Raw genomic sequence first — 15,742 nt, 5'->3', positions numbered from 1 at the left:
CTATAGCGGCGGTGCGGGGGCGACTCGCCTCCGTACCGCCACCGCTGCTCGGTGAACGCGCCTCAGCACAGCCCGTCCACGAAGGCCCGCCAGGCGGGGGCGCCGATGGTGATGGCGGGGCCGGTGGGGTTCTTGCTGTCCCGGACGGGGACGGAGCCGCAGGGGGCGGCGGCCATTTCGACGCAGTCGCCGCCGGTGTTGCCGCTGTAGGAGGACTTCTGCCAGGCGGCGCCGCCGGTCACGGTGCACTCGACGCAGTCGCCGCCGCTGCTCCCGCTGTACGAGGACTTGCGCCACTCTGCGGCAGTGAGGTCATGACCGGTTCCCATAGCGTTCCTCCATCACACGAGTGATCACCGTCGCCGAGTCCTCGGGGGAGAGGGCCGTGGCTTGCAGCCGAGCGTAGCCGACCGAACGCTCCTTGATCACAGATGGGTTGGCGGTCATATGGCCCTGGTCGTAGCTCTCGACGTAGAACAGGTCCGGGTCGTTGTCGAACCGGAGGAGATTGAACGATCCCATCATCGCTGTGTGCTGGCCGACAGTGAACGGCAGTACCTGGATGTTCACCCACGGGTCGTCCTGGAACTCCAGCAGGAGGGCCAGTTGCTCGCGCATCACGTCCCGCCCGCCGATTTCCAGGAGTAGTGCGGCCTCGCTGAGCACGACCCACAGCACGGGCGGGTTCTCGCGCTTCAGGACTCGTTGGCGTTCCATCCGGGCCGCGACCACCTCGTCCACCTGGCGCGGGTGCTCGACGCCGAGCACTGCCCGCGCGTACGCCTCCGTCTGCAACAGCCCATAGACCACCTGCGACTGGAATGTGGAGATGTACGCCGCCTTCGCCTCCATGTCCGCGTACGGACGAAACCAGCTCGGCAGTTGGCTGCGCAGGACCAGGCTCACCAGCCGGGAGAACAGCCCGTCGGTGCCCAGCGCTTGGTCCAGGGCCTCCGCGAACTCGCGGGTGGGGACCTTCTTCGTCGTCTCGATCTGGCCGATCAGCGAGCCCGTGCAGTAGAGCATCGTGCCCAACTCAGCCTGTTTCAGGCCGTGTGCTTCGCGCACCCGGCGCAGCTCCGAGCCGAAGTAGTTGAGGGGGGAAGCGCTCGGGTCGAGCGTTTGGATGTTCGGCACAGCGCGGACCTCCGATGTGCAACGCCTTGTGGCGTTCGGTTCACGGCGTAGCCGAGCGTAGCCATCCGCTCGCACGCTGAAGGCATGAACCGTGTATCCATCCCCCGAATTGATCCCGGGGAGCCCATCTACCGCGCCGACCTCGCCATCGGCGAGCACTCCGCCCGCCACCTGCGCCGCATCCTGCGGCTCTACCTCACCAACTGGGACCTGCTCGACCTCGCCCCGGCGGCGGAACTCGCGCTCACCGAGCTGTCGCCAACGTGGTGCGGCACGTGCCCGGGCGCCGCTGCCAGACCTTCATCTTCCGGCTGCCGACCGGGGACGGCGTACGGGTGGAGGTGGCGGACAACAGCACGGCCGTGCCGCTCGCGATCAGGCGTGACGAGCTCGACGACGGCGGGCGGGGGCTGATTCTGGTCAATGCCGTCACCGACGACTGGGGCGTGGTGAAGCGGTGGGACGGCCAGGGCAAGACCGTCTGGTTCGAGTGCGTCGACCGGAGGAAGTCGACGGGCGTCCGCGCCCGGTTCAGCCCGCGGCCTCCGACAGGACCGCGTCCGTGAACGGGGTCCAGGCCTCCGCCGCCCACGGCCCGAAGGCCCGGTCGGTCAGTGCCACGCAGGCGAGCCCGGCCACCGGGTCGATCCACAGGAACGTGCCCGACTGGCCGAAGTGGCCGAAGGTCGCGGGGGAGGAGGAAGTGCCCGTCCAGTGCGGGGACTTGGCGTCGCGGATCTCGAAACCGAGGCCCCAGTCGTTCGGGCTCTGGTGGCCGTAGCCCGGCAGGACGCCCTTGAGGCCCGGGTGCACGACGCTCTGGGCCTCCAGGACCGTACGGGGGTCGAGCAGGCGGGGGGCCTGCACCTCGGCGGCGAAGCGGACCAGGTCGTCGACCGTGGAGACGCCGTCGCGGGCGGGGGAGCCGTCGAGGGTCGTGGACGTCATGCCCAGCGGTTCCAGGACCGCTTGGCGCAGGTACTCGGGGAACGGGATGCCGGACGCCTTGGCGATGTGATCGCCCAGCACCTCGAAGCCCGCGTTGGAGTAGAGCCGGCGCTCGCCGGGAGGGGCCGTCACCCGGTGCTCGTCGAAGGCGAGGCCGCTGGTGTGGGCCAGGAGGTGGCGGACCGTGGAGCCCTCGGGCCCGGCCGGTTCGTCCAGTTCCACGGCCCCTTCCTCGTACGCCACCAGGGCCGCGTAGGCCGCGAGCGGCTTGGAGACCGAGGCGAGGGGGAAGCGGTGGGCGGTCGGTCCGTGCGTACCGAGGACGGTGCCGTCCGCCCGTACGACGGCGGCCGCCGCGGTCGGGACGGGCCAGGTGTCGATGATCCGCAAGCTCTCCATGGACCCGAGCCTAACGTTCACGGGAGTCGCGCCCGTACCGCGTCCGAAAGGTGACGAAGTCACCAACTGCCGTCCACCTGGCCGACTACTCTGCGGGAGCGAGGCGCTGCGCACCGCAGCCGTACGAGGAGGCTCATGTGTCACCTGTGTCATCGCCCTACGGCCCCGAGCACGCTCCCGCCGGCGATGTGGGTGCGGTGCTGATGATGATCGACTCCCGGCTCAAGAGCATCCACGACGGTACGAGCGGCGACGAGGCCGAACAGCGTGAGCTGGTGGCGCAGTTCACCGCGTCGCTGGGGCCCGGCGGCGTCGATGATCTGCTCGACGGTGCCTGCACGCTCATCTACCTGTACATGACGTGGCTGCGGAAGGCCCACGAGGACCACGGCAAGGACGTCATCGAGTATGTGGTGCCCACGCTCGTGGCCTCGATGCGCATGATGCCCCGGAGCATCGGCTCCGAAGCGATCCCCACCATGGCGGGTCTGGTCACCGCCGCCGGTATCGGTCTGAGCCCGAGCCTGTGGCGCAAGCAGTACGGGGAGTGGACCGAGGCGGAGATGACCCCGCTGGAGGCCACCGTCTTCCTGCTGGCGGAGCACATCAACCGGATCGCCGACGACCGCGACTTCGCCACCCGCCTGATCACCGAGGCCCTCACCCGGGCCGACGAAGAGCTCTGAGCGCCACTTTCCACTTGCTTCGAGTGCACTCCAGGGATTTAGCGTGGAGGGCATGACGGTGATCGACGGAACGGCCCCGAGCACTCCCGCGACCAGCACCCAGCCGCAGCCCCCCTCGGGCGCGACAGCCTGTAGGGCCGCGCCCAGGCCGCATCCCCGGCCCGCCGGCAAGGACAGCTACACGATCAGCGAGGTCGTCGCCTTCACCGGGCTCACCGCGCACACCCTGCGCTGGTACGAACGGATCGGGCTGATGCCCCACGTCGACCGCTCGCACACCGGTCAGCGCCGCTTCACCAACCGCGACCTGGACTGGCTGGTCTTCGTCGGCAAGCTGCGGATGACCGGGATGCCCGTCGCCGACATGGTGCGGTACGCGGAGCTGCTGCGCGTGGGCGAGTCCACCTTCGAGGAGCGCCAGGAGCTGCTGGAGTCGACCCGCCGCGATGTGATCACGCGGATCGCGGAGCTCCATGACACCCTCGCCGTCCTCGACCACAAGATCGAGTTCTATGCGGGCGCCCGCCGGGCGCCGGAAAGGCACAGTGCCTGATGACTGACGACACGAACAAGATCGCCACCGTGGAGCTGGGCGGCTCCGGTGGGCCGCGGATCGGCGTCCAGGGCCTCGGCTGCATGGGCATGAGCGAGTTCTACGGTGACACCGACGAGCTCTCCGCCCGGGACACCCTGGACGCGGCGCTGGAGGAGGGCGTCACGCTCTTCGACACCGCCGACGCCTACGGGCGCGGGGCCAACGAGGAGTTCCTCGCCCCGTTCGTGGCCGCCCACCGGGACGAGATCACTCTCGCCACCAAGTTCGCCCTGGTGCGCACCGACGACCCCCGGTACCGGGCCGTGAGCAACGACCCCGCGTACATCCGTACCGCCGTCGAAGCCAGCCTGCGCCGGTTGAACACCGAGGTCATCGACCTCTACTACATGCACCGCCGTGACCCGGCCGTCCCGCTCGCCGAATCGGTCGGCGCGCTGGCGGAGCTGGTCCAGCAGGGCAAGGTCAAGCAGCTCGGACTGAGCGAGGTGACCGGTGCCGAACTGCGCGAGGCGCACGCCGTGCATCCGATCGCCGCCCTCCAGTCGGAGTGGTCCCTCTTCAGCCGGGACGTGGAGAAGAGCGCGGTCGGCACGGCGGCGGAACTGGGCGTCACGTTCGTCCCGTACTCGCCGCTCGGGCGCGGCTTCCTCACCGGGGCGTTCGCCGACGCGGGCAAGGACCTCTCCGAGGGCGACTTCCGCAAGCACCAGCCCCGCTTCACCGGCGACAACGCCCGTACGAACGCGGCCCTGCTGGAGCCGGTCCACAAGATCGCCGCCGCTCATGGAGTGACGGCCGGGCAGGTGGCCCTCGCCTGGGTGCAGCAGCGGGCCCAGGTGCACGGCCTGACGGTGGTCCCGATCCCCGGCACGCGTAAGCGCAGCCGCCTGCTGGAGAACGTGGCGGCGACCCGGCTGACGCTGACGGCGGAGGAACTGGCTCTGCTGGAGCCGATCGCGGGCCAGGTGGCGGGGGACCGCTACCCGGACATGAGCAGCACGTCGGCGGCGCGGGAGTAGTCGCTACGAGGGGGGCGCCCGTGACCGTTGCGGGCGGGGGCGTCCCCGGTCACCGGTGCTGGATCAGACCTCCGCCTCCTGGACCTTGCGGAACATCTCGAAGAGCGTGGCCGCGAGGGGCAGCCACTCCTCCGGAGGGACCTGGCCGGGCAGCCGGCGGAGTTCGACCTGCACCAGCCCGGCCGCGCCGTCCGCGTGCCCGGGATCGAGGCGGTCGTGCTGGCCCATGGCCGGGGAACTGGCCTTCATCCCGTCCGTCACGTCGGTGCCGCCACCCGCGGACATCAGGTCCGGGCCACCGGAGGCGATGCTCTCCAGCCACTTCCCGCGCTGCGGGCCGAAGGACTTCTTGCTGTCACCCGCGCCGTGGTCGGCGAAGCCGTGCTGGTAGACGGGGTCACCCGCCGCGAGAGAGGCCACTGCCAGCACGCGGGCGGGATCGAAGTGGGACTGCGCCTCTTCGGGCAGTGCCGCGTACATCGCGGAGAAGCTCATCCGGCTCATCAGCGGCAGGAAGTACTTCGCCTGGTCCTGCCGCCCGGACTGCTGCGCCCCGGCCAGCAGGTACGTGTACACCGTGGCCAGCAGCCCCCGCAGCTCGCGCGTCCCGGCCGGGTCCAGGTCCGCGCAGTACGTGTCGGTGAGACGCTGGGCGTCCGCCAGGATCGCCGCGTCCCGCTTCGGGTTGGCGCCGCCGAGCGTCGTCGTGTCGGTCCGCTTCTCCGGATCGTCCCCGAGGATGTGCACGTCCTCGGGGTTCGACGGGGAGGTGAGCGGCAGTTCCTGGCCGGCCAGGGCCTGGAACAGGGTGAGCATCTTCTCCAGGCTGACGCCCCCGGTCGCCTGCGGTTTCGCCAGCGGCGGGTACAGGCGGTCCGCGCCCGGCACGTACACGTCGTTCCCCTGGTGCTGGTGGACCGTGCCCGACTCCGAGAGCACCTCGCCGAGTTCGGCGTTCCCGTCCATGAGACTCGCCAGCTTCGTCGAGGTGTGGAGCGTCTTGAACGCTTCGGCCATCTCGCCGACCGCCTGGGTCATCCGGCCCAGCTCCGGGGCCTCGCCCTCCTCCTCGAAGGGGACCGTCACGAATTCCAGCGCACTGGCGTCAGGGGTGATGTACCAGTCGCCGGAAGCGGCCTCGAAGACCTTCTCGTTCTTGGAGATCACCGGCTTGTCACCGGCCCGCACCAGCATGTTGGTCTCGAACTCGAACCCGACCTTCCGCTGGATCGCCACGGCCCCGTCGGCGGGGGCGCCGCTCGGCGTCCCGGCCGGGGAAGGCTCCGCATCCCGCTGGACCGGGGCCGGGTCGGCCATCGCCTGCGCCGAGACCGCCTCCGCCTCGCGCTCTGCGGGGTCGTTCGGGTGGGAGACCTTCAGACCGTTCCCCGTCTCGGTACCGGGCACCTGGCCCTTTCGCTGCTGGCGGACGTGGTGCAGCTCGTGCGCCAGGGTCTGCGGCTTCGAGACGTCTCCGACGACGTGGTCCCCGGAGGTGAACGCGGTCGCGCCGATGGACCGGGACACTTCGATGTCGCGCGGGGAGTCGTGGACGGACACCGACCGGAAGGTGCCCCTGGGGGCGCCCAGCCGGTTCTCCATGTCCGCCCTGACCGGCTCCGACAGCGAGCGCCCCCGGGACCGGAGCACGTCGTGGACGTCGGTGGACCGCTGGACCGGCTCGGCGGGCTCCTCGTGGCCGCAGCCCGCGTCGTGCCGGTGCGCCTCGCGCTGGAGCATGCGGGCCACCGCCGCGTTGCCGACGCTCCGCTGGAGAGCGGGGACCGAGCCGGGTGCGGGGGCGGCCCGGCCGGACACCGCGGGGTCCGTCGCGGTCGTCACGGCGGGGGACGCAGGACGGCGCGGCTTGCCCGCGTCAGGTGTTCTGCCGGGGTCCTGCGCGCGCATGATGCGGTCCTTCCGGGGGACGGAGGAGGGTTCGCCTCGGGCGAGGGCCTCCTCGGGTGAGGTTCCCCCTCATGCATAGGAGGCCGGCCGCGCATGCGGAAGAGGGACGAGGGCAGAGCCCGGGGCATACCCGGACGGACCGAACGGGCAGTGCGAGGGACCCGCCCAGGGGTCGTCCGGCGGATCATGACCGGCGCCAGGGCCCTGATCCGCCGGAGAACCGCTACGCCCCTACGCCCCCGCGCGCCCCGGCGTCACCAGCCCCGACTCGTACGCGAAGATCACCGCCTGCGCCCGGTCCCGCAGGTCCAGCTTGGCCAGCACCCGCCCGATGTGCGTCTTCACGGTCTGCTCGGCCAGCACCAGATGCCCCGCGATCTCCTGGTTCGACAGCCCCCGGGCGATCAGCCCCAGCACCTCGCTCTCGCGCGGGGTCAGGCCGTTCAGCCGCAGCGCCTGCCCGCCGCGCGTCGCTCCCGATGGCCGCTGCGCCGCGAAGTCCGCGATCAGCCGCCGCGTCACCGAGGGCGCCAGCAGGGCGTCGCCCGCCGCCACCACCCGTACCGCCGCGATCAGATCGGCGGGCGGGGCGTCCTTCAGCAGGAACCCGGAGGCCCCGGCGCGGAGCGCCTCGTACACGTAGTCGTCCACGTCGAACGTGGTCAGCATCAGCACCTTGGGCCGGTGCACCACCCCGACCGGCGGGTTCAACAGCGCGCGGGCGGCGGCCAGTCCGTCCATCTCCGGCATCCGGACGTCCATCAGGACCACATCCGGGTGCCGGTGGCGGCTGACCTCCACGCCCTGCCGGCCGTCCGCCGCCTCACCGACCACGTCGATGTCGCTCTGCGCCGCCAGCAGCGCCGCGAATCCCGCCCGCACCATGGCCTGGTCGTCGACGATGATCACGCGGATGGTCACAGTTCCTCCGGGGGCAGGGCAGTGGCTGGTGGGGCGGACGGTGCGGCGGCCGGGGGCAGGGGCATCCGGGCCGCGACCCGGAAGCCGCCGTCGGGCAGCGGGCCGGTGTCCAGCGTGCCGCCGGTCAACCGTACGCGCTCCCGCATCCCGACCAGCCCGTGCCCGGTCCCGGTCGTCTCCAGCGGCGAACCGCGGGTGGCGGCAGGCCCGTTGACGACCAGCACGAGGAGGTCCCCGTCGTCCGGCGCGACGAGGACCCGGGTACGGGCCCCCGGCGCGTGCCGCACCACATTGGCCAGGGCCTCCTGCACGATCCGGTACGCCGACAGGTCCACCGCCGGAGGCACCTCCCCCAGCCCCGAGCCCGGTCCGTCGCCCCGGTCCCCGCCCAGCTCCGCGCTGAGCGCCAGCTCCGCCGGCAGCCCCGCCCGTACGGTCGCCTCCACCAGCTGCTGGAGCCGGTCCAGACCCGGCTGCGGCGCCCGGTCGCCCTCCGTGCCGTCGCTGCGCAGCACCGACAACAGCCGCCGCATCTCGCCCAGCGACTCCCGCGCGGCCGCGGCGATGGCCGTGAACTCCTCCTCGGCGGCCTTCGGCAGCCCGCTGATCCGGTACGGGGCGGAGCCGGCCTGCACGGTGATCACCGACATGTGGTGGGCGACCACGTCGTGCAGCTCGCGCGCGATCCGGGTCCGCTCCTCCAGCAGCGTGCGCCGGGCCCGCTCGGCCTCGCTGATCGTCTCCTGCTCGGCAAGTCGGCGCTGCGCCACGCCCCGCTCCCGTACCGCCCCGCCGATCACCAGCACCACCGCGCCCAGGATCGTCAGCAGCACGGCGCTGCCGCTGCTGCTGCGGTCCGGTGCGATCAGGTGCAGGACGGCTCCGGCGGTGCCCGTCACCACCCAGACGGCGATCACGGTCCGCCGGGTCTCGCGCAGACCGAGCGCCAGCAGCAGGAAGAGGTAGGCGATGATCACCGGCGGGGTCCACGGCCAGACGTCGCTCGGATCGGCGGGCTGCAACAGCAGCAGCAGGGCGCCCAGGATGTCGGCGGGGAAGACGATCCACCACGCCTGCAGCGGGCGGTGGGACAGCATCAGCAGCGGCGCCGCCTGGGCCACCCCGAGCGCCCCCGCCAGCGGGCCGGGCACGCCGTACTGCGTGGTCAGGACGGTGACGGTGACCGGAACGAAGATCGCGGCCAGCCCGAGGACCACGACGTACGGGAGCAGCCGCTGCCACAGTTTCGGGGCGTCGGCCAGCGATGGCGTGGACGGGTGGGACGCGTGGGACAGCCCGTGGGCGAGCTCGCGCAGATTGCGGCGGGCGGCGCTCAACAGGCCGTCGGCGGGCGGCAGGGGCCCGGCGGAGGAAGTGGACATGACTGGGTCAGCCTAGGCAGCGGACCGGCGCCGGGGCGTCATACCGGGGGCCCGACCGGGCCGGGGCCGACTCATACCGGGGTACGGGGTGGTGGAGCGGGTTCGAGGGCGTACGGGCGGGGGTTCGAGGGGCGTGCGGGACGCGGCGGGCGCGGGTGGGGGTTCGAGGGGCGTGCGGGGCGCGGCGGGCGCGGGTGGGGGTTCGAGGGGCGTGCGGGGCGCGGCGGGCGCGGGTGGGGGCCCGAGGGGCGTACCGGGTCTCACAGCTCCGCGAGCAGCTGGGCCTTCTTCGCGCAGTACTCGTCGTCCGTCACCAGGCCCGCCCGGTGCAGTTCGCCGAGGTGATGTATCCGCTCGGCGATGTCCGCGGGGTCGCGCCGCCCGGCGTTCACCAGGACCGGGGCCGGGACGGCCGGCGCGGTCCGGGTCCGGACGGATTCCAGTACGGCGGCGGCGAAGGGCAGCGACTCGTGCACCGGCCCGTACCCCAGGCCGAAGAGGACCGCCGCCGGATCCTGGTCCGCCGCGGCGCGGCGGACCTCGGCCGCGCGGGGCACCAGGCGGAGGTGACCGTCGATGGCCTCGGGGGAGCGCCACTCGATTCCGGCCAGATCGCTCACCCGGTAGGTCTGGTCACCGGCCTTCCACTTGGCGCTGGACGCCCCCGTCCGGAACCACCGGAAGGAGATCCGCTCCCCGTCGAAGCCGGCCCGCCCGTCGTACGCCTTGAACTGCATCGGCGCCTCGGGGGCGGCGACCAGGAAACGGTCGGCGGGCTCGTCGGAGTCGGGGCCGAGACAGGACCGCAGCTCGTCCGCGTAGTACTCCGCGAGTAACTCCCGCTCCGCCGGAAGCACCAGGCGGTAGGGGTCGCACCCCTCCTTGAGCTGCCCCGCGGCAGCCTCCAGGAGCGGGTCGGCACCCGGTCGCGGGACGACACGCAGGACCACCGTGTCCCGCTTGCCCGGGGTCAGCGTCACCGACGACACCGCAGCGTGCGGGATGCGGCGCTCCCGCAGGCTCTGCAGGAGCTTCGGCGTGCGGATACCCCGTTCGAAGCGGATGAGCACGGAGTCGGTGTCGAACTCCCAGGTGGCATGAATTCCGGCCAGCACATCACCCATGTGCCTCATCGTATGCGGCACAGGCCCGCACGTCCCCCCTCGGCGTAAGTCGCGATTAATCGGCTTGTCACGCGGCTCTACGCGCGTTGGCCCTCTGGCTCACCGGGAATACCACGGTGGCAGGCGCCGTCGGCCGTCGCGCAGCGGACCGACCCGTACGCGCCGACACCGATCGCGGCGAAGTTGGCGAGGCTCTGGGTGCCGGGTTCGAAGTAGCCGCTGTGCCCGGCGGCCCCGGCCGCAGAGACGAGCCGGGCGCCGAAGGCCGGGTCGACCGGGTCGGCGCCGTGGCCGATCCCGCCGAACTCCAGGTGCGGCACGTCCCGGATCCAGTCGTCCTGGTCCCGCATCGCCCAGATCCGGGCGTCGGTGTCCAGCCGGGCGGCGCTCTCGGCCCGCATCCCGGGGCTCCCGGCGACGGCGATGTCGGCCACCCGGCCGGGGGTGTCGCCGGCGGCCACCCCGCACACCACGGAGCCGTAGCTGTGGCAGAACAGGGAGACCGTCGACGTCCCGGGCAACGCCCCGACCAGTGCGTTCAGCCGTACGGCACCGTCTGCCGCGAGTCCGCCGAGTGCCGCGTCCATGCCGAGACCGGCCGGGGCGGTGTAGTCGGCCCAGGCGATGACCGCGGTACGGGTCGCGGGGGCGGCCGCGCGCTCCGCCCCGTACAGGGACTTCGCCATGCCGACGGGCGCGGAATTGACGCGGCGGTCCCGCTCCAGCGTGAGGAGGCTGGTGTCGACGCCCGGGACGACCACGGAGACCCGGGAGGCCCGGTCGAGGTCGCCGAACACCTCGGCGGCGCGCCCCCGCCCGGACGGGTCGAAGGCCAGGATCCGGCGGTGCTGCGCGAGCATCGACCGGAAGCGTTCCACCCGCTCGGCCGCCTCGCTGCGGCCACCCGCCGAAAGCGCCTCGTCGTGGGTACGCCGCGTCTCCACGGACACCGCCTGCTTCAGGGCCAGCCGGTTGGCGCGGTAACGCAGGGTGACCGGGACGCCGTTCAGATTCCCCACGACGGAGGGGTACTTGTCGGCGAGGGCGACCTGCTGCCCGGAGGTGAGCGTGGCGAAGAAGTGGGCCGTGCGGTAGGCGGGCGCACCGACCTCGGGCAGTGAGCGGCCGGCTATCCGGTCCCGCGCCCAGGAGGCGAGGGCGAGCTCGCGTGGCTCGTCAGCGTGGTGATCGCGTACGGCGGACCAGCCCGTGGTCGCCAGTATCACGAACACGACCGCGACGGCGAGCAGCGCGCGCCATGCGGTCGACGTGGGGGAGGAGTCGAAAGAAGTCACCGCGCCACAGACTAGGAGACGCACGCGGACGACCGGGATTCAGGTGAGGGACATCACCCCGGAGAACGCGGCGACGGCCACCCGCGGCCGGGGGTCCCTCATCACGTCGAGCCCCTCCCGCTCCGCGATCAGCTGGGCGATCTGGTTCTCCAGGGCGACCCCGCGCCGCATATGGGCGGCGAGCAGGGAAGTCGCAGCTCCGCGAGGAAGCGGGACTCGACCATCTCCAGTACGGCGAAGGCGGTGTCCTCCTTGTCGGCGAAGTAGCGGAAGAAGGTGCGCCGGGAGACGTCGACCGCCTCGACGGTCTCGTCGACGGTGGTTTGCTCGTACCCCTGGGTGGTGAAGAGCTCGCCGGCAACTGGACGGACGCGGGCCTGCCCGGCACGCCCGACCCGAAGCTGGAGGAGGCCGCCGAGTTAGGCATGGTCCCGGTGGACGCGCTCGCCACGGCCCCCGGCATGACGCCGGACGCCGGCGACACCATCGGCGGCGTCATCCACGACGCGTTCATGTCCGGCACGGGCCTGGCCTTCACCGTCGCGGGCTCCGTCGCCGTCGTCGCGGCCCTGGTCGCCACCCTCACCCAGCGCGGCGCGAACGCCGAGGCGGGCGCCGGGGTCGGCCACGTCCAGAACCCCGGTACGCGTCAACACAGCGCACGTCACAGCCCCGCCGAACCCTTTCGGCGGGGCTGTCGCCTATCAGGGTGGCGTGGGCCCTTCCTCTCTTCCCCCCGCCCTGCCGTGCTGGTCAGGCTGGTCGGGACAGCGCAGCGCGCCACCATCCGGCGCGGCGCACGACCACGGGGGTTGATCCACCATGCGTACAGCCATGCGTACAGCCAGGCGTACGAACCGCACGACCGCGCTCGCCGCAGGCCTGGCCGTCACCGCACTCACCGCACTCGTCCCGCAGGCGCTCGCCCAGGACCGGGCGGCCCAGGACCGGGCGCCCGCCGCGCACCCGTCCTCGGGCGTCCGGCTCGGCGCCTGCGAGGCGGGCAGGCTCTGCCTCTGGAAGAAGCCCGACTTCACGGGCGCCCGGCAGACGTACGAACTGTCCACCGTCGACATCGAGAGCTGCACCCCGCTCCCCAAGGGCGGCGACGCCCAGTCCCTCGCCAACCGCACCGGGCGGCCCGTGACCACCTACCAGTCGGCCGAATGCGCGGAGACGGCGGAGTTCGAGACGTACCCGGGCGGCGGGACATGGCTGCCCAGCTCCCCGTACCAGGTACGGGCGTTCAAGATCTGGGAGAACTAGCGGGCGCCGGGGTACGCCGAGGGGCGGCGACGCACACGCGTCACCGCCCCCCGGCCCCCGTACAGCGGCTCTACGGCTACGCGTCGCCGCCCGCCGCGCCCGGATCGGCCGCGGCCACATCCAGGAGGGCGTAGCGGTCCAGCGCCGTCTTCAGGGCCGACCGGTCGATCTTCCCCTCCTTCGCGAGCTCGGTGAGCACCGCGAGGACGATCGACTGCGCGTCGATGTGGAAGAACCGGCGCGCCGCACCACGGGTGTCGGCGAAGCCGAACCCGTCCGCGCCCAGTGACTGGTACGGACCGGGCACCCAGCGCGCGATCTGGTCCGGCACCGAACGCATCCAGTCCGAGACCGCCACGAACGGACCCTCGGCCCCGTCCAGCTTCCGCGTCACGTACGGGACGCGCTGCTCCTCCTCCGGGTGGAGCAGGTTGTACCGCTCCACGTCCACGGCCTCGCGCCGCAGCTCGTTCCAGGAGGTCGCCGACCAGACGTCCGCCTTGACGTTCCACTCCTCGGCGAGGATCTGCTGCGCCTCGACGGCCCACGGGACCGCCACACCGGACGCCAGGATCTGCGCCGGGATCTCGCCCGCCTCGCCCTGCTTGAAGCGGTAGACACCCTTGAGGATGCCGTCCACGTCCACGTTCTCGGGTTCGGCCGGGTGCTGGATCGGCTCGTTGTAGACGGTGAGGTAGTAGAAGACGTCCTCGTTGGCCTCGCCGTACATCCGGCGCAGCCCGTCCTGCATGATGTGCGCGATCTCGTACCCGAAGGCCGGGTCGTAGGCGACACAGCCCGGGTTGGTCGAGGCGAGCAGCTGCGAGTGGCCGTCCGCGTGCTGGAGGCCCTCACCGGTCAGCGTCGTGCGTCCGGCGGTCGCACCCAGCACGAATCCGCGCGAGAGCTGGTCGGCCATCTGCCAGAACTGGTCACCGGTGCGCTGGAAACCGAACATCGAGTAGAAGACGTACACGGGGATCAGCGGCTCGCCGTGCGTCGCGTACGCCGAACCGGCGGCGATCAGGGAGGCCGTGCACCCCGCCTCGGAGATGCCGTCGTGCAGCATCTGCCCCGTCGGCGACTCCTTGTACGCGAGCAGCAGATCGCGGTCGACCGCCTCGTACTGCTGGCCGAGCGGGTTGTAGATCTTCGCACTCGGGAAGAAAGCGTCCATGCCGAACGTGCGGTACTCATCGGGGGCGATCAGCACGAACCGCTTGCCGATCTCCTTGTCCCGCATGAGGTCCTTCAGGATGCGGACGAACGCCATGGTGGTGGCGATCGACTGCTGACCCGAACCCTTCTTCGCAGCCGCGTACGTCTTCTCCTCGGGCTGCGGCAGGGGCTTCGCACGCACCACCCGGGTCGGCACATAGCCGCCCAGGCTGTTGCGGCGGTCGTGCATGTACTGGATCTCCTCCGAGTCGCGGCCCGGGTGGTAGTAGGGCGGGTAGCCCTCGTCCAGCTGCTTGTCGGTGATCGGGATGTGCAGCCGGTCGCGGAACCGCTTGAGGTCCTCGACCGTGAGCTTCTTCATCTGGTGGGTCGCGTTGCGGCCCTCGAAGTTCGGACCCAGCGTCCAGCCCTTGACCGTCTGCGCGAGGATCACGGTCGGCTGGCCCTTGTGCGCCTTGGCCGCCGCGTAGGCCGCGTAGACCTTTCTGTGGTCGTGCCCGCCGCGCCCCAGGTGCAGGATCTGCTGGTCGGACATGTCCTTGACCATGTCCCGCAGCCGCGGGTCGTCACCGAAGAAGTGCTCGCGGATGTACGCCCCGGTCTCGGTGGCGTACGTCTGGAACTGCCCGTCCGGCGTGGTGTTCAGCTTGTTGACCAGGATGCCCGTACGGTCCTGCGCCAGCAGCGGGTCCCAGGAGCGGTCCCAGACCAGCTTGATGACGTTCCAGCCGGCACCCCGGAACTGTGACTCCAGCTCCTGGATGATCTTGCCGTTGCCGCGCACCGGGCCGTCGAGCCGCTGCAGGTTGCAGTTGACGACGAAGGTCAGGTTGTCCAGGCCCTCCCGGGCGGCGATGGAGAGCTGGCCCAGCGACTCGGGCTCGTCCATCTCGCCGTCGCCGAGGTAGGCCCAGACGTGCGACTTGGAGGTGTCGGCGATGCCGCGCGCCTCCATGTAGCGGTTCATCCGCGCCTGGTAGATCGCGCCGAGCGGACCGAGGCCCATCGAGACGGTCGGGAACTCCCAGAAGTCCGGCATCAGCCGCGGATGCGGATAGCTGGACAGCCCGTTCGGCGCCTTCGACTTCTCCTGGCGGAAGGCGTCGAGCTGGGCCTCGCTCAGCCGGTCGAGGAGGAAGGCGCGCGCGTAGATCCCCGGGGACGCGTGTCCCTGGAAGAAGATCTGGTCGCCCCCGTCGCCCTGGTCCTTGCCGCGGAAGAAGTGGTTGAAGCCCACGTCGTACAGCGAGGCGGAGGAGGCGAAGGTGGCGATGTGGCCGCCGACACCGATCCCGGGGCGCTGCGCCCGCGAGACCATCACGGCCGCGTTCCAGCGGGTCGCGTTGAGGACCTTGCGCTCGATCTCCTCGTCGCCGGGGAAGAACGGCTCGTCCTTCGTGGCGATCGTGTTCACGTAGTCCGTGCTGCGCATCTCCGGCACGGCCACGCGCTTCTCGCGGGCGCGTTCGATGAGGCGGAGCATCAGGTAGCGGGCCCGTTCACGGCCTCGCTCGTCGACGGCGGCGTCGAGGGAGTCGAGCCATTCCTGGGTCTCCTCCGGATCGAAATCCGGGACCTGGCTCGGAAGGCCGCCAATGATGATCGGGTTGCGATCGGATCCGGAAGCCACACTGTTCCTTCGCTGTTCGGTGGTGCTCTGCGGGGTCTGTTACGGGGAACGTACCCCCGGGACAACTGTGTGTGCGCCGCCTCCATCGTGCTACCGCGAGGACCCGAACGTCATCTCTACCGTGGGGTAACCACGAGGTTCCGACATTTCTCCGGCGGGGCACGCGTGTGGGCGGTACGTGGTGGGGTACGGGCAAACCGCAACCTTACGCCCAACCCGTCCAAGCGTTCCCAAAGGCTGTTCGACTCCGATTGGCGGAGCGAAACGGCATAAGCTGAGGAAGGACGTAAAC

The 15,742-nt window shown here is 71.4% G+C and carries 14 protein-coding genes and 2 pseudogenes; 6 read left to right on the top strand and 10 right to left on the bottom strand.

What is annotated here, in order from left to right; translation table 11 throughout:
* Positions 1 to 62 precede the first annotated feature (62 nt).
* Together ACIQAK_RS02800 and ACIQAK_RS02795 are read right to left on the bottom strand one after the other, a co-directional pair.
* Positions 63 to 329 carry a DUF397 domain-containing protein gene (locus ACIQAK_RS02800; protein ID WP_366388102.1) on the bottom strand — a complete coding sequence of 89 codons (267 nt, stop codon included), beginning with the start codon at positions 327 to 329 and terminating at the stop codon, positions 63 to 65.
* Positions 313 to 1,137 (bottom strand): helix-turn-helix transcriptional regulator, encoded by an 825-nt coding sequence (locus ACIQAK_RS02795; RefSeq protein ID WP_366388103.1) that lies wholly within the window; start codon positions 1,135 to 1,137, stop codon positions 313 to 315. Before ACIQAK_RS02795 ends, ACIQAK_RS02800 begins: the two co-directional genes overlap by 17 nt.
* A 275-nt stretch (positions 1,138 to 1,412) precedes the next feature.
* Between ACIQAK_RS02795 and ACIQAK_RS02790 the strand changes: the two genes are divergently transcribed.
* On the top strand, positions 1,413 to 1,703 hold the full coding sequence (locus ACIQAK_RS02790; RefSeq protein WP_401847755.1) for an ATP-binding protein: 291 nt from the start codon (positions 1,413 to 1,415) through the stop codon (positions 1,701 to 1,703).
* On the opposite strand, the gene ACIQAK_RS02785 is transcribed toward ACIQAK_RS02790, so the two are convergent.
* Positions 1,669 to 2,484 (bottom strand): serine hydrolase domain-containing protein, encoded by an 816-nt coding sequence (locus ACIQAK_RS02785; protein ID WP_366388104.1) that lies wholly within the window; start codon positions 2,482 to 2,484, stop codon positions 1,669 to 1,671. The two genes, ACIQAK_RS02790 and ACIQAK_RS02785, sit on opposite strands and share 35 nt — an antisense overlap.
* Positions 2,485 to 2,630: 146 nt before the next feature.
* Between ACIQAK_RS02785 and ACIQAK_RS02780 the strand changes: the two genes are divergently transcribed.
* The 3 genes from ACIQAK_RS02780 to ACIQAK_RS02770 are packed head-to-tail and all read left to right on the top strand — an operon-like array spanning position 2,631 to position 4,745.
* Complete coding sequence (locus ACIQAK_RS02780; RefSeq protein ID WP_366388602.1) at positions 2,631 to 3,170, top strand: hypothetical protein; 540 nt, start codon at positions 2,631 to 2,633, stop codon at positions 3,168 to 3,170.
* A 52-nt stretch (positions 3,171 to 3,222) separates the two neighbouring features.
* Complete coding sequence (locus tag ACIQAK_RS02775) at positions 3,223 to 3,723, top strand: MerR family transcriptional regulator (protein WP_366388105.1); 501 nt, start codon at positions 3,223 to 3,225, stop codon at positions 3,721 to 3,723.
* Positions 3,723 to 4,745 carry an aldo/keto reductase gene (locus ACIQAK_RS02770; RefSeq protein ID WP_366388106.1) on the top strand — a complete coding sequence of 341 codons (1,023 nt, stop codon included), beginning with the start codon at positions 3,723 to 3,725 and terminating at the stop codon, positions 4,743 to 4,745. The genes ACIQAK_RS02775 and ACIQAK_RS02770 overlap by 1 nt, the downstream gene beginning before the upstream one ends.
* Positions 4,746 to 4,808: 63 nt before the next feature.
* Here the strand turns inward: ACIQAK_RS02770 and ACIQAK_RS02765 are convergent, their stop codons facing one another.
* The 6 genes and pseudogenes from ACIQAK_RS02765 to ACIQAK_RS02740 form a co-directional block, all read right to left on the bottom strand.
* Entirely contained in the window at positions 4,809 to 6,653 is a 1,845-nt protein-coding gene (locus ACIQAK_RS02765) for a DUF4157 domain-containing protein (protein WP_366388107.1), read from the bottom strand.
* Between the two features lie 231 nt (positions 6,654 to 6,884).
* Positions 6,885 to 7,574, bottom strand: a complete 690-nt coding sequence (locus ACIQAK_RS02760; RefSeq protein WP_366388108.1) for a response regulator transcription factor — start codon at positions 7,572 to 7,574, stop codon at positions 6,885 to 6,887.
* Positions 7,571 to 8,956, bottom strand: coding sequence for a histidine kinase (locus tag ACIQAK_RS02755; protein WP_366388109.1), 1,386 nt, complete (start codon positions 8,954 to 8,956; stop codon positions 7,571 to 7,573). Before ACIQAK_RS02755 ends, ACIQAK_RS02760 begins: the two co-directional genes overlap by 4 nt.
* A 260-nt stretch (positions 8,957 to 9,216) precedes the next feature.
* Entirely contained in the window at positions 9,217 to 10,080 is an 864-nt protein-coding gene (locus ACIQAK_RS02750) for a DUF4429 domain-containing protein (protein WP_366388110.1), read from the bottom strand.
* Positions 10,081 to 10,157: 77 nt separating this feature from the next.
* Positions 10,158 to 11,375, bottom strand: a complete 1,218-nt coding sequence (locus ACIQAK_RS02745; protein ID WP_366388111.1) for an alpha/beta hydrolase — start codon at positions 11,373 to 11,375, stop codon at positions 10,158 to 10,160.
* 42 nt (positions 11,376 to 11,417) lie between these two features.
* Positions 11,418 to 11,788: pseudogene (locus ACIQAK_RS02740) on the bottom strand (TetR family transcriptional regulator); the annotation flags it as partial.
* On the opposite strand from ACIQAK_RS02740, the pseudogene ACIQAK_RS02735 reads away from it, so the two are divergent.
* Positions 11,723 to 12,007, top strand: a pseudogene (locus ACIQAK_RS02735) (MFS transporter); the annotation flags it as partial. The pseudogenes ACIQAK_RS02740 and ACIQAK_RS02735 overlap by 66 nt on opposite strands.
* Positions 12,008 to 12,209: 202 nt before the next feature.
* Positions 12,210 to 12,641 carry a peptidase inhibitor family I36 protein gene (locus ACIQAK_RS02730; RefSeq protein ID WP_366388112.1) on the top strand — a complete coding sequence of 144 codons (432 nt, stop codon included), beginning with the start codon at positions 12,210 to 12,212 and terminating at the stop codon, positions 12,639 to 12,641.
* A 76-nt stretch (positions 12,642 to 12,717) separates the two neighbouring features.
* On the opposite strand, the gene aceE is transcribed toward ACIQAK_RS02730, so the two are convergent.
* Entirely contained in the window at positions 12,718 to 15,450 is a 2,733-nt protein-coding gene (gene aceE, locus ACIQAK_RS02725; protein ID WP_366388113.1) for a pyruvate dehydrogenase (acetyl-transferring), homodimeric type, read from the bottom strand.
* Positions 15,451 to 15,742: the final 292 nt, after the last annotated feature.

The organism is Streptomyces sp. NPDC088706 (assembly GCF_044752765.1).
Classification (GTDB): domain Bacteria; phylum Actinomycetota; class Actinomycetes; order Streptomycetales; family Streptomycetaceae; genus Streptomyces.
This window is presented reverse-complemented; position numbering and strand designations above follow the sequence as displayed.

Coding starts and splice junctions, on each gene's coding strand:
- ACIQAK_RS02730 (WP_366388112.1), top strand. CDS start 12,210: ATGCGTACAGCCAGGCGTACGAACCGCACGACCGCGCTCGCCGCAGGC.
- ACIQAK_RS02785 (WP_366388104.1), bottom strand. CDS start 2,484: ATGGAGAGCTTGCGGATCATCGACACCTGGCCCGTCCCGACCGCGGCG.
- ACIQAK_RS02755 (WP_366388109.1), bottom strand. CDS start 8,956: ATGTCCACTTCCTCCGCCGGGCCCCTGCCGCCCGCCGACGGCCTGTTG.
- ACIQAK_RS02800 (WP_366388102.1), bottom strand. CDS start 329: ATGGGAACCGGTCATGACCTCACTGCCGCAGAGTGGCGCAAGTCCTCG.
- ACIQAK_RS02750 (WP_366388110.1), bottom strand. CDS start 10,080: ATGGGTGATGTGCTGGCCGGAATTCATGCCACCTGGGAGTTCGACACC.
- ACIQAK_RS02775 (WP_366388105.1), top strand. CDS start 3,223: ATGACGGTGATCGACGGAACGGCCCCGAGCACTCCCGCGACCAGCACC.
- ACIQAK_RS02765 (WP_366388107.1), bottom strand. CDS start 6,653: ATGCGCGCGCAGGACCCCGGCAGAACACCTGACGCGGGCAAGCCGCGC.
- ACIQAK_RS02770 (WP_366388106.1), top strand. CDS start 3,723: ATGACTGACGACACGAACAAGATCGCCACCGTGGAGCTGGGCGGCTCC.